Raw genomic sequence first — 11,723 nt, 5'->3', positions numbered from 1 at the left:
GGCCATGTCCAGAGCCAAAGACATTTTCGATGACGTGCAAGGCCTGGCCTTCGGCATCATCATGACCAGCCTTGGTGTCGTCTTCCTCAAGGCGGCCGGGCTGGTGACGGGGCAACTGGCGGGCCTTTCGGTTCTTGTCTCCATGGCAACACCCCTGCCCTTCGGTCTGGTGTTCTTCTGCGTCAACCTGCCCTTTTATGTGCTGGCCTGGCGGCGGCGCGGGGCAGGTTTCACCTTGCGCACGCTGATATCCGTTGCAGGTATCTCGCTGCTGTCGCCGCTGCTGGGCGAGCTGATCACCTTCCATCAGCTGCCCGTGCCGCTGGCGGGCGTTCTTGCCGGCTGCTGTTGCTCCATCGGCCTCATTGCCCTGTTCCGCCACAAGGCGAGCGCCGGCGGGATCGGCATTCTCGGCCTCTATCTGCAGGAAACGCGCGGCATCCCGGCTGGCTGGGTGCAGATGGCGCTGGATGTGTTGATCTTTACCGGCGCGCTCTTCGTCATCGCACCGGACAAGCTGGTCTGGTCGCTCATGGGCGCGCTGATCATGAACCTGCTGATCGCCTGGAACTTCCGCCTGCCAAAGCCTCAGGAGGCGTGAGTTTGACGGCAGAACTCTTTTTCTGTACTCTTTGAAAACACACGGAGATGAGTGCGATGCCCCGGGCCGCTGTTGAAGACAATGAACGCATGAACCTCCGCATCCCGGCGGAGGTGAAGGCGAAGCTTGTCCGTGCGGCAGCCCTGAAGCACACGGATCTTACCAGCTTCGTCACCCAGACGGCTCTGCGTGAAGCTGAAGCCGTGATCGAGGAGGCTGAATCCCTCAAGGCCTCCAGCCGCGATTTCACAAGGATCATGACGCTTCTTGAAAATCCGCCCAAGGCAAATGACCGTCTTGCGGCGGCCATCCGCGCTCTGCCTGAATCATTGTGAACCTGCCCGGCTGGCATGAGGAGCCTGTGGCGAAGGCTCATGACCGCGACGCCTTTGATTGCGGCGATGCAGACCTCAATGTCTTCCTGCGGCGTTATGCACGCCAAAGCCATGAGATGAATGCCTCCAAGACCTTCTGCGCGATCTCCGATGCGCAGCCTAACCGTGTTCTTGGCTTCTATACGCTTGCGCCTGCCAGCGTCGAATATGCAGAAGTTCCTTCTCACATGACACGGCGGCTTGCCCGGCATGAAGTGCCTGGTTTCCGGCTTGCCCGGCTGGCCGTCGATGTTTCCGTGGCAGGAAAGGGCCTTGGCGGCCAGTTGCTGGCAGCAGCAGCCCTTAGATGCCTGCGGCTGGCCAATGCCGACGGCGGTCTGTTGCTCGTAATCGACGCCAAGTCAGATCGCGCCGCTGCATGGTACCAGGCTTTTGGCGCGGAACCGTTGCAGGACAGCCCATTGACGCTGGTCATTCCCTTGGCAACATTTGCTTCAGACCTCAAGACCAAGAACCTTCTATAACTCACAAACAGCGCCCTTCATGAGTTATAGAACCGCAGCCTATAGCCCATCCCCTATTCCACCGGCCCGCTGCCGCGCATCTTCTTGATGCTGCCGCGGTGCTTCTTGCCTTCGACGCGGCGGCGTTTGGAGGCGAGCGTCGGCCGGGTCGCCTTGCGGGGCTTGTCGCGGTGGGCAGCGCGCGCCAGCAACTCAATCAGCCGGGCCAGCGCATCGTCCCGGTTCATCTGCTGGGTGCGGAAGCGGTCGGCCTGAATGATGATTTCGCCGCTGCGCGTCAGCCGGCTGCCTGCGAGTTCCGCGGCGCGTGCCTTCACATCCTCCGGCAGGCTGGTGTTGCCGGCAAGATCGAAACGCAGCTGCACGGCCGTCGAAACCTTGTTGACGTTCTGCCCGCCCGGGCCGGAGGCGCGGATGAAATCCTCGCGCAGGTCCGCTTCCTCGATGAAGAGCCGCCCGGTCACGGGAATGCGGCCGCGCGGCGGCATGCCGTCCTCTTCCGCCATAGTCCCGCCTCCTTTACTCCCGTCCGCCTGCATTACGGCGGAATTGCGCGCATCCATCTTAAAAAGATTTAACAAAACAATGGCTTGGCAGAATGCCCGGAAAGGCGGATTCTGATCTTGCCTTCCGGAGCGGCCAGCCAAGCCCTCCCCCACAGCGCTCCACGCGCCGCTCCGGGCAAGGCGGATGCTTCCTGCAGGTCCTTATGGCCTGATAACCCAGGAGTTGGTGAAATGAAACTGCAGAAGATGATTGCCCCGGTCCTTGCCGCGTCCTTCCTTGCCACCATGGCAGGCGGCGCATTCGCAGCCACCACGATGAAGCGGGCGGACACCGGAGCATCTGCACAGCACCAGACGCAGCTGCTGACGAAGACTTCGGCCACCAAACCGGCCGCAGCCGCCCAGACGGGCAAGACACAGCAGAAGTCCGCAAGCAGCGGCACAGCTTCCAGTGCCTCGGGCAACGCGCTTCACAAGAAGAAGGGCTGAGCCTTGACCGCCCACCCCGTCAGGAGATCCCCGCCCTGACGCTCCCTGCGGTCTCTCAAGACATCTGACCTCCCGCAAGGGCTGCGGCGCTGCCACTGGCGCCGCAGCCTTTCGCGTTTCAGCCGTATCCCTTTCAGGCCGGTTTCAGCCCCAGCGAAGACAACACCAACCCGCAGACAGTCTCCGCCGCCCCTTCCCGGAACTCCGGGTCCTCAAGCGACTTGCCCGTCACCATGCGGATCTGGGTTTCAAAATCGGCATAGTGCTGTGTCATGGCCCAGATCATGAAGATGAGATGCACCGGATCGGCGGGCCGGATCAGCCCCTTGTCCATCCAGTGCCGGATGACACCGGCCTTCTCGCGCACCAGTTCCTTCAGATCCTCCTCCAGAACCTTGCGGATGCGCGGGGCGCCCTGCAGCACCTCGTTGGCAAAGAGGCGCGAGGCTTCCGGCAGATCCGCGGACATCTGCAGCTTCTGGCGGATATAGGCGGTCAGTTCCGAGGCCGGATCGCCCTCCGGATCAAGACGGCGCAAGGGGGCAAGCCAGACCTCGAGAATATAGGCCAGAACCGCCTCGTAAATCTCTGTCTTGGAGCGGAAATAATAGAGCAGGTTCGACTTGGACATGCCCGCCCCGCCCGCTATTGCTTCCAGCGTTGCGCCGGAAAAGCCAAGGCGGGAGAATTCGGCCAGCGCCGCATCCAGCAGGCGGCTGCGGTTCAGTTCCTGAATGCGGCTGAGATTGCCATCCTCGTTCTGCGCCGCAGCGCCCGTGCTGCGGGCCGTGCGGGTGCGCGGGCGCGGCGTGCGGTTGCGCGCCGGAGGATGGCCGGAAGAAGTCTGATCCGTCATGCCGCACTGTCTCCACCCTGAGCCCCGGCGCAAGTCTTGGGCCTGATTCCGACGCCCGATAGCACGATTCGCACCACGTTCTCCCGGGCCAAGGCGAACTGGCCCTCCGACAGGGGCACTCCGCCGTTCAGCGTCTCGATCTGATGAATGAAGTCAGCGTAGTGCTGGGTCGTCGCCCAGATCATGTAGAGCAGCGTGCGCGGGTCCACCGGGTCCATCCGCCCTTCGGCTACCCATCTGTCGATGACCGCAATACGGCTCGCGGTCCAGTCGCGCAGCGTTGTTTCGAGATAGTCCTGGATGACCGGCGCCCGGTGCAGGATCTCGTTGGCCCAGACCTTGGAACCCATCGGATGCTGCCGGGAAATGTCCATCTTGGTGGTGATGTAGCGGGTCAGCGCCTCTTCCGGATCCTCGCAGTCATCGAAGGAATTGGCCGCGTCCAGCCAGATCGTGAAGATGTTCTCCACCACCTGCCGGTACAGCGCTTCCTTGGTGGCGAAGTAATAGTGCAGGTTCGCCTTGGGGATGCCGGCCCGGGCCGCGATCATGCCCGTGGTGGCGCCCCGGTAGCCGTGCTCGGCGAACACCGCTTCGGCGGCCTCAAGGATCGCCCGTTCGGTTTCCGCCCGCGCTGTGCTCCGGCTGGATGGCTTGCGCTCCATTGCCCCCCGCTTCCTGTCCCCGCTGCTGGCCAGCCTATTGCGGCGCAGCACATCTGTGGTCAGATTTTCATCCTGCCGATGAAATTATCATCTTGACCGTCTGGTCAAGGATTCATACGCTCCTTGACCAATTGGTCAGGTTTCTTTCGAGCCCTCTCGAAGGCTCCTGGCCGCCAAACACAAGACCCCGAACGGGGCATATCCAGAGATCGACCGGCCCGCACGCGGCAACAAGACCGCGGCAGGCCATGAAGGGAACAGCGCAGGTGCAAAATCGCAAGACGATGACGGACAACCGTGCCCGGCACTGCTAGGCTCAGGCTACCCGTGTTCGCCTGAAGCCGAACCCGTGTGCAAGTTTGCTGCAGCCACGACCGTGTTTCCGTGCCGCATCGGGCCGGAACCGGCAAGGAGGAACTATGTCTGACAAGGCCGCGTCCGCTGCCATTCCCAACAATCTGGAAGCCTTCTGGATGCCGTTCACCTCGAACCGCCAGTTCAAGAAGGCGCCGCGCATGTTCGTCGCGGCCAAGGACATGCATTACACCACCGCCGAGGGCAACAAGGTGCTGGACGGCACGGCCGGCCTGTGGTGCTGCAACGCGGGCCACTCCCGCCCGCGCATCGTGGAAGCGGTGCAGAAGCAGATCGCCGAGCTGGATTATGCTCCGGCCTTCCAGATGGGCCATCCCAAGGCCTTTGAACTGGCGGCCCGCCTTGCCGCCATGCTGCCCTCGCCGATGGACCACGTGTTCTTCACCAACTCGGGTTCGGAAAGCGTCGATACGGCGCTGAAGATCGCACTTGCCTATCAGCGCGCCATCGGCCAGGGCACCCGCACCCGCCTCATTGGCCGCGAGCGCGGCTATCACGGTGTCGGATTCGGCGGCATTTCCGTTGGCGGCATTGTCAACAACCGCAAGCATTTCGGCACCATGCTGACCGGCGTCGATCACATCCGCCACACCCATGACCCCGTCCGCAACGCCTTCTCGCGCGGCGAGCCGGAGCATGGCGCGGAGTTTGCCGATGACCTGATCAAGGTCATTCAGCTGCATGATCCCTCAACCATCGCCGCCGTCATCGTCGAGCCGGTGGCCGGCTCCACGGGTGTTCTGATTCCGCCGAAGGGTTACCTCAAGCGCCTGCGCGAGCTTTGCACCCAGCATGGCATCCTGCTGATCTTCGATGAGGTGATCACCGGTTTCGGGCGCATCGGCACGCCGTTTGCCACCGACTATTTCGATGTCATGCCGGACATGATCACCACGGCCAAGGGCATCACCTCCGGTGTCGTGCCCATGGGTGCCGTGTTCTGCACCAAGCAGATCTACGAGACCTTCATGACCGGCCCGGAGCACATGATCGAGCTGTTCCATGGCTACACCTACTCGGCCCATCCGCTCGCCTGCGCCGCAGCTCTTGCCACCCTCGACACCTACGAGGAAGAGGGCCTGCTGACCCGTGCGGCCGATCTTGCCTCCTACTGGGAAGCGGCGGTGCATTCGCTGAAGGACTGCCCGCATGTGATCGACATCCGCAACCTCGGCCTCATCGGCGCCATCGAGCTGGAATCGATCCCCGGCGAGCCGGCGAAGCGCGCCTTCTCGGCCTTCCTGAAGGCCTATGAGGAGGGCATCCTCATCCGCACCACGGGTGACATCATCGCCCTGTCGCCGCCGCTGATCATCTCCAAGGAGCAGATCGACGAGCTGTTCGGCAAGCTGCGCAAGGTGCTGGAAAACAACATCTGACGAAGCCTTGCGTCAGGGCGGGACCGCCTGCCCTGACGCTCCACAAATGCCCCGCACACACGACAAGACCAAGCCAGACCGCCGCCAGGCCCTCACTTGCGCGCCCAAAGGCAGAACCCGGAAACGCGACCCATGAAGACCATTCACAACATCATCGCCGGCAAGGAAACGCCCGTCACCTCCGGCAAGGTTTCGCCCGTGTTCAACCCGGCAACCGGCGAGCAGGTGGCCGAGCTTGGCCTGTCCAATGCCGCCGATGTGGCTGCCGCCATTGCCGCTGCCAAGGCCGCCTTTCCGGCCTGGCGCGACATGCCGCCGCTGAAGCGTGCGCGGTTCATGTTCCGCTTCAAGGAGTTGCTGAGCGCGAATGCGGACAACATCGCAAGGGCGATCTCCGCCGAGCATGGCAAGACCCATGACGATGCCCTTGGCGAAGTCGCGCGCGGCATCGAAGTTGTCGAGTTTGCCTGCGGCATTCCGCATCTGCTGAAGGGGGATTTTGCCCGCAACGTTGGGCCTGCCATCGACAGCTATTGCGACCGCCAGCCGCTGGGCGTCGTCGCCGGCATCACGCCGTTCAACTTCCCGGCCATGGTGCCGCTGTGGATGTATCCGATCTCCGTTGCCTGCGGAAACACCTTCATCCTGAAGCCGTCCGAGCGGGACCCTTCCGCTGTCATGGTGGTCTATGAGCTGTTCCGCGAGGCCGGATTCCCGGAAGGCGTGCTCAACGTGGTGCATGGCGGCAAGGAAGCCGTGGATGTGCTGCTCACCCATCCGGATGTGAAGGCCGTGTCCTTTGTCGGCTCCACCCCGATCGCCGAATATGTCTATGCCACCGGCACCGCCCATGGAAAGCGCGTGCAGGCGCTTGGCGGGGCGAAGAACCACATGATCATCATGCCCGACGCGGACATGGATCAGGCCGCCGACGCGCTGATGGGCGCAGGCTACGGCTCTGCCGGTGAGCGCTGCATGGCCATTTCCGTCGCCGTGCCGATTGGCGAGAAGACCGCCGATGCCTTGATCGAAAAGCTGGTGCCGCGCGTGCAGGCCCTCAAGATTGGCCCGGCCACGGACAAGGACGCCGAAATGGGCCCGGTGATCACCGAGGCGCACAAGCGCAAGGTGCTGGGTTACATCGACCAGGGCGTCAAGGAAGGTGCTGACCTTTTGGTTGATGGCCGTGGCTTCTCGCTGCAGGGCTATGAGAACGGCTATTTCGTCGGCGGCACCCTGTTCGACCGGGTCACCCCGGACATGACCATCTACAAGGAAGAAATCTTCGGCCCGGTGCTCTCCGTGGTGCGGGCCAAGGGCTATGACGAGGCGCTCGACCTCATCAACAATCATGAATATGGCAATGGCACAGCCATCTTCACCCGCGACGGCGACGCCGCCCGCGCCTTTGCCGACCGGATCGAGGTGGGCATGGTTGGCATCAACGTGCCGATCCCGGTGCCGGTCGCCTATTTCTCCTTCGGCGGCTGGAAGCGCTCGCTGTTTGGTGATCATTCCATCTACGGGCCGGAAGGCGTGCGCTTCAACACCCGCCTCAAGACGGTGACCACCCGCTGGCCGGCCGGCATCAAGGACGGCGCGGTCTTCACCTTCCCCAGCCTGGACTGAGGCTGGGAAAGGACCAGATCCCGCCAGCGGCGCAATTTTCAAGGCAGAGCACGATGACAGCACTCGGACAGAACCTGAAGATCAACCCGGACCGGCTGTGGGACAGCCTGATGGACATGGCCAAGATCGGTCCGGGCATTGCGGGCGGCAACAACCGCCAGACGCTGACGGATGCCGATGCCGAGGGGCGCAGGCTGTTCCAGTCCTGGTGCGAGGACGCAGGGCTGACCATGGGCGCCGACAAGATGGGCACCATGTTCATGACCCGGCCAGGCACCGATCCGGACGCCCTGCCCGTCTATGTGGGCTCGCATCTCGACACCCAGCCGACCGGCGGCAAATATGATGGCGTGCTGGGCGTTCTGGCCGGGCTGGAGCTGGTGCGCACGCTGAATGATCTGGGCATCAAGACGAAGCATCCCATCACCGTCACCAACTGGGCCAACGAGGAAGGCGCCCGCTTTGCCCCCGCCATGCTCGCCTCCGGCGTCTTTGCCGGGGTGCACAGCCTTGACTACGCCTATGGCCGCAAGGATCCCGAGGGCAAGACCTATGGCGATGAGCTGAAGCGCATCGGCTGGGTGGGCGAAGAAGAGGTGGGCGCGCGCAAGATGCACGCCTATTTCGAGCTGCACATCGAACAGGGCCCGATCCTTGAAGCCGAAGGCAAGGACATTGGCGTCGTCACCCATTGCCAGGGCCTGTGGTGGCTGGAATTCACCCTGACGGGCCGCGAGGCGCACACCGGCTCCACGCCGATGAACCTGCGCGTCAATGCCGGTCTTGCGATGTCACGCATTCTGGAGATGGTCCAGAGCGTTGCCATGGACCATCAGCCGGGTGCGGTTGGCGGCGTCGGTCAGGTGTTCTTCTCGCCCAACTCCCGCAACGTGCTGCCCGGTCAGGTGGTCTTCACCGTCGATATCCGCACACCCGACCTTGCCAAACTCACCGCCATGCGCGCCCGCATCGAAGCGGAAGCGGCCACGATCTGCGAGGCGCTCGGCGTCGGCTGTTCGGTGGAGGCGGTCGGCCATTTCGATCCGGTGACCTTCGACCCGAAACTCGTCTCCAGCGTGCGCTCCGCCGCCGAACGGCTCGGCTACAGCCACATGAACATCATTTCGGGCGCCGGCCACGACGCCTGCTGGGCCGCCAAGGTTGCCCCCGCCACCATGATCATGTGCCCCTGTGTCGGCGGCCTTTCGCACAACGAGGCGGAGGAGATTTCCAAGGAATGGGCGGGCGCGGGCTGTGATGTTCTGCTGCACGCGGTGCTGGAGACGGCGGAAGTGGTGGGGTGAGAGAACGCAATCTCCGCCCTGCAACGGCACCGCCCCGCTCCCCTCCATCGTCATCCCGGACGCACCCCTTCCTCTCGCGCCGTCCCGGCCCCGTGCCGGGACCTGTAAGGAAGGCACGGCATTCGATACGGCAGCTGAACGGAATACAACATGGTAACGCAGGCCTCACTTCAAATAACGGGTCCCGGCGCAAGGCCGGGACGGCGCGGAGTGGGGTTTAAGGTTTAGAGGGTCAAAAGGCTCGGTGGCCGAATGGTTCTTGAATTTGAAGTCTACAGGTCAGGTGGCGATGCAAACTGCGCGCAAATGCCAACCCCACACGCCGTCCCGGCCCTGTGCCGGGACCTGTAAGGGAGGCTGGAACTGAGCCATTTCGTCTACATTCTCGCCAACCAGCCCCATGGAGCGATCTACATCGGGTCGGCTCGGGATTTGAGACAGAGACTGGAACAGCACCGGGCGGGAACTGTAGTGGCGCATACGCGGCGGTATAACATCAAGACTCTCGTCTATTTTGAACGGCATGAAACCGTGATCGAAGCGCTGCACCGTGAGAAAAGGCTGAAACGATGGCCACGGATCTGGAAGGAAAATCTGATCACCGAACACAATCCCGGCTGGTGGGATGTGTCGGACCAGATCCCTTACTGAAGCGGCCACGCATGATGTGGAATGCAGAAACAACGCAGGCCTCACTCCGCATAACAGGTCCCGGCACAAGGCCGGGACGATGCGGAGTGAGGTTGGAAGACAGAGGAACACGCACGGCGTGGGTCGGGGGACACTTTGTACGGAATCGGGAAATTTCGCTCATGCCCCACCCCCACACGCCGTCCCGGCCTTGTGCCGGGACCTGTAAGGAAGGTGCCGCATAGGACGTTGATCCGGTGGTGAAAGAAGACAGAAGAATCCGGTGACACAGGCCTCACTCCGCATAACAGGTCCCGGCACAAGGCCGGGACGGCATGGAGTGAGAGCGAACCACGAACCACGAACCATGAACCACAGAAAGCACCGCATGACACCGCTGCGCATCGCCATCGAGACACCTGACCAGCCCGAAGTTCTGGAGCTTCTGGCTCAGTCGGATGCCTATGCGGACAGCCTTTATCCGCCGGAGGGTAATTTTGGCTCGCCGCTTGAGGATCTGATGCAAGCTGACGTGGATTTCATCGTTGTGCGCAGGGCGGATGGTGAGGCGATTGGCTGCGGAGCGGTGAAGTGGTTCGACGAAGGCAGCGGCGAACTGAAGCGCATTTTCGTTGATCCGGCCGCACGCGGCATGGGGGCCGGGCGGGCGCTGATGGAAAAGCTGGAGGAACTGGCCCACCAGCGCGGTGTCCGGCAGCTTTATCTGGAAACCGGCGAACTCAATGTGGAGGCGGTGCGCATGTACAAGGCTTTCGGTTATGCGCCCTGCGGGCCTTTCGGGCCCTATGAGGACAATCCCTACAGCCTGTTCATGAGCCGGAGCATTGAGCACAACTGACATAAAGACAGCCGCGCGATGCCCCGCACAGGCGCAAGGGCGCGGAAACGGAAAAGGGGAACAGACATGGTAAGCACTGTGATCAAGGGCGGAACCGTGGTGACCGCCGACCTCACCTACGAGGCCGATGTGAAGGTCGAGGGCGGCAGGATCATCGAGATCGGCAAGAACCTTTCCGGCGATACCGTGCTGGATGCGGCGGGCTGCTATGTCATGCCGGGCGGCATTGACCCGCATACCCACCTCGAAATGCCCTTCATGGGCACCTATTCCGCCGATGACTTCGACAGCGGCACCCGCGCAGCGCTGGCCGGCGGCACCACGATGGTGGTGGATTTTGCCCTGCCCTCGCCCGGCCAGTCGCTGCTGGAGGCGCTGTCCATGTGGGACAACAAGTCCACCCGCGCCCATTGCGACTATTCCTTCCACATGGCGATCACCTGGTGGGGCGAGACGGTCTTCAACGAGATGGAGACCATCGTCCGCGAGAAAGGCATCAACACCTTCAAGCACTTCATGGCCTACAAGGGCGCGCTGATGGTGAATGACGACGAGATGTTCGCCTCGTTCCAGCGATGCGCCGAGCTGGGCGCCCTGCCGCTCGTCCACGCGGAGAACGGCGATGTGGTCGCCTCGCTGCAGCAGAAGCTGCTGGCCGAAGGCAACAACGGGCCGGAGGCGCATGCCTATTCCCGCCCGCCGGAAGTGGAAGGCGAAGCCACCAACCGCGCCATCATGATTGCCGACATGGCCGGTGTGCCGGTCTATATCGTCCACACCTCGTCCGAACAGGCGCATGAGGCCATCCGCCGGGCGCGGCAGAACGGCATCCGCGCCTATGGCGAGCCGCTGATCCAGCACCTGACGCTGGATGACAGCGAGTACCGCCACGCGGATTGGGACCACGCCGCGCGCCGGGTGATGAGCCCGCCCTTCCGTGACAGGAAGCACCAGGACAGCCTCTGGGCCGGCCTTGCCTCCGGCTCGCTGCAGGTGGTGGCAACGGACCACTGCGCCTTTACCACGGATCAGAAGCGCTTCGGCCTTGGCGACTTCACCAAGATCCCGAACGGCACCGGCGGCCTGGAAGACCGCATGCCCATGCTCTGGACCTATGGCGTTGCGACCGGACGCCTGACGATGAACGAATTCGTCGCCGTCACCTCCACCAACATCGCCAAGATCATGAACATGTATCCGAAGAAGGGCGCCATTCTTGTGGGCGCGGATGCGGATATCGTGGTCTGGGACCCGGCCAAGGAAAAGACCATTTCCGCCGCCAGCCAGCAGTCGGCCATCGACTACAACGTCTTCGAAGGCAAGAAAGTGAAGGGCCTGCCCCGCTTCACCCTCACCCGCGGACGTGTGGCCGTGGAAGACGGCACGGTGCGCCCGCAGGAAGGCCACGGCCAGTTCGTCAAGCGCCCGCCCAATCAGGCGGTCAACAAGGCGCTTTCAACCTGGAAAGAACTCACCGCCCCCCGCAAGGTGGAACGCACCGGCATTCCGGCGAGCGGGGTGTGAGAAACATTTCGGCAGGTTGAAGCCTCTCAATCCCCCTTCCTCTTTGA

At 62.9% G+C, this 11,723-nt stretch carries 13 protein-coding genes; 10 read left to right on the top strand and 3 right to left on the bottom strand.

The window, feature by feature from the left end; all coding sequences use genetic code 11:
• Positions 1 to 4: 4 nt before the first annotated feature.
• Genes H163_RS0119695 through H163_RS0119685 form a run of 3 tightly spaced genes read left to right on the top strand, consistent with a single transcriptional unit; the run spans position 5 to position 1,460 of the window.
• Complete coding sequence (locus H163_RS0119695; RefSeq protein ID WP_019966342.1) at positions 5 to 601, top strand: YitT family protein; 597 nt, start codon at positions 5 to 7, stop codon at positions 599 to 601.
• 56 nt (positions 602 to 657) lie between these two features.
• Positions 658 to 936, top strand: coding sequence for a type II toxin-antitoxin system TacA family antitoxin (locus H163_RS0119690; RefSeq protein WP_019966341.1), 279 nt, complete (start codon positions 658 to 660; stop codon positions 934 to 936).
• Entirely contained in the window at positions 933 to 1,460 is a 528-nt protein-coding gene (locus H163_RS0119685) for a hypothetical protein (protein WP_019966340.1), read from the top strand. The genes H163_RS0119690 and H163_RS0119685 overlap by 4 nt, the downstream gene beginning before the upstream one ends.
• A gap of 53 nt (positions 1,461 to 1,513) precedes the next feature.
• Here the strand turns inward: H163_RS0119685 and arfB are convergent, their stop codons facing one another.
• On the bottom strand, positions 1,514 to 1,966 hold the full coding sequence (gene arfB / locus H163_RS0119680) for an alternative ribosome rescue aminoacyl-tRNA hydrolase ArfB (protein WP_019966339.1): 453 nt from the start codon (positions 1,964 to 1,966) through the stop codon (positions 1,514 to 1,516).
• A 231-nt stretch (positions 1,967 to 2,197) separates the two neighbouring features.
• On the opposite strand from arfB, the gene H163_RS0119675 reads away from it, so the two are divergent.
• Entirely contained in the window at positions 2,198 to 2,455 is a 258-nt protein-coding gene (locus H163_RS0119675) for a hypothetical protein (protein WP_019966338.1), read from the top strand.
• 133 nt (positions 2,456 to 2,588) lie between these two features.
• On the opposite strand, the gene H163_RS0119670 is transcribed toward H163_RS0119675, so the two are convergent.
• Both H163_RS0119670 and H163_RS23265 read right to left on the bottom strand, forming a co-directional pair.
• Positions 2,589 to 3,311 carry a TetR family transcriptional regulator C-terminal domain-containing protein gene (locus tag H163_RS0119670; protein ID WP_019966337.1) on the bottom strand — a complete coding sequence of 241 codons (723 nt, stop codon included), beginning with the start codon at positions 3,309 to 3,311 and terminating at the stop codon, positions 2,589 to 2,591.
• Entirely contained in the window at positions 3,308 to 3,976 is a 669-nt protein-coding gene (locus H163_RS23265; protein WP_019966336.1) for a TetR/AcrR family transcriptional regulator, read from the bottom strand. The genes H163_RS0119670 and H163_RS23265 overlap by 4 nt, the downstream gene beginning before the upstream one ends.
• Positions 3,977 to 4,395: 419 nt before the next feature.
• On the opposite strand from H163_RS23265, the gene aptA reads away from it, so the two are divergent.
• The 6 genes from aptA (at position 4,396) to hydA (ending at position 11,676) form a co-directional block, all read left to right on the top strand.
• On the top strand, positions 4,396 to 5,730 hold the full coding sequence (gene aptA / locus H163_RS0119660; RefSeq protein WP_019966335.1) for an omega-aminotransferase AptA: 1,335 nt from the start codon (positions 4,396 to 4,398) through the stop codon (positions 5,728 to 5,730).
• A gap of 132 nt (positions 5,731 to 5,862) precedes the next feature.
• Positions 5,863 to 7,359: a CoA-acylating methylmalonate-semialdehyde dehydrogenase gene (locus H163_RS0119655; protein WP_019966334.1), complete on the top strand. Its 1,497-nt coding sequence runs from the start codon at positions 5,863 to 5,865 to the stop codon at positions 7,357 to 7,359.
• Between the two features lie 53 nt (positions 7,360 to 7,412).
• A complete protein-coding gene (locus tag H163_RS0119650) occupies positions 7,413 to 8,663 on the top strand; it encodes a Zn-dependent hydrolase (RefSeq protein ID WP_019966333.1) in 1,251 nt (416 codons plus the stop codon).
• Between the two features lie 357 nt (positions 8,664 to 9,020).
• Positions 9,021 to 9,314 carry a GIY-YIG nuclease family protein gene (locus H163_RS0119645; RefSeq protein ID WP_342210621.1) on the top strand — a complete coding sequence of 98 codons (294 nt, stop codon included), beginning with the start codon at positions 9,021 to 9,023 and terminating at the stop codon, positions 9,312 to 9,314.
• A gap of 367 nt (positions 9,315 to 9,681) precedes the next feature.
• On the top strand, positions 9,682 to 10,152 hold the full coding sequence (locus tag H163_RS0119640) for a GNAT family N-acetyltransferase (RefSeq protein WP_019966331.1): 471 nt from the start codon (positions 9,682 to 9,684) through the stop codon (positions 10,150 to 10,152).
• Between the two features lie 66 nt (positions 10,153 to 10,218).
• Complete coding sequence (gene hydA / locus H163_RS0119635) at positions 10,219 to 11,676, top strand: dihydropyrimidinase (RefSeq protein WP_019966330.1); 1,458 nt, start codon at positions 10,219 to 10,221, stop codon at positions 11,674 to 11,676.
• The last annotated feature ends 47 nt before the right edge of the window (positions 11,677 to 11,723 follow it).

The organism is Pannonibacter phragmitetus DSM 14782 (assembly GCF_000382365.1).
Taxonomy (GTDB): domain Bacteria; phylum Pseudomonadota; class Alphaproteobacteria; order Rhizobiales; family Stappiaceae; genus Pannonibacter; species Pannonibacter phragmitetus.
This window is presented reverse-complemented; position numbering and strand designations above follow the sequence as displayed.

Excerpts from the sequence above, each read along its gene's own strand:
- H163_RS23265 (WP_019966336.1), bottom strand. The coding sequence starts at position 3,976 with ATGGAGCGCAAGCCATCCAGCCGGAGCACAGCGCGGGCGGAAACCGAA.
- H163_RS0119650 (WP_019966333.1), top strand. The coding sequence starts at position 7,413 with ATGACAGCACTCGGACAGAACCTGAAGATCAACCCGGACCGGCTGTGG.
- H163_RS0119670 (WP_019966337.1), bottom strand. The coding sequence starts at position 3,311 with ATGACGGATCAGACTTCTTCCGGCCATCCTCCGGCGCGCAACCGCACG.
- aptA (WP_019966335.1), top strand. The coding sequence starts at position 4,396 with ATGTCTGACAAGGCCGCGTCCGCTGCCATTCCCAACAATCTGGAAGCC.
- arfB (WP_019966339.1), bottom strand. The coding sequence starts at position 1,966 with ATGGCGGAAGAGGACGGCATGCCGCCGCGCGGCCGCATTCCCGTGACC.
- H163_RS0119690 (WP_019966341.1), top strand. The coding sequence starts at position 658 with ATGCCCCGGGCCGCTGTTGAAGACAATGAACGCATGAACCTCCGCATC.
- H163_RS0119695 (WP_019966342.1), top strand. The coding sequence starts at position 5 with ATGTCCAGAGCCAAAGACATTTTCGATGACGTGCAAGGCCTGGCCTTC.
- H163_RS0119655 (WP_019966334.1), top strand. The coding sequence starts at position 5,863 with ATGAAGACCATTCACAACATCATCGCCGGCAAGGAAACGCCCGTCACC.
- hydA (WP_019966330.1), top strand. The coding sequence starts at position 10,219 with ATGGTAAGCACTGTGATCAAGGGCGGAACCGTGGTGACCGCCGACCTC.
- H163_RS0119640 (WP_019966331.1), top strand. The coding sequence starts at position 9,682 with ATGACACCGCTGCGCATCGCCATCGAGACACCTGACCAGCCCGAAGTT.
- H163_RS0119675 (WP_019966338.1), top strand. The coding sequence starts at position 2,198 with ATGAAACTGCAGAAGATGATTGCCCCGGTCCTTGCCGCGTCCTTCCTT.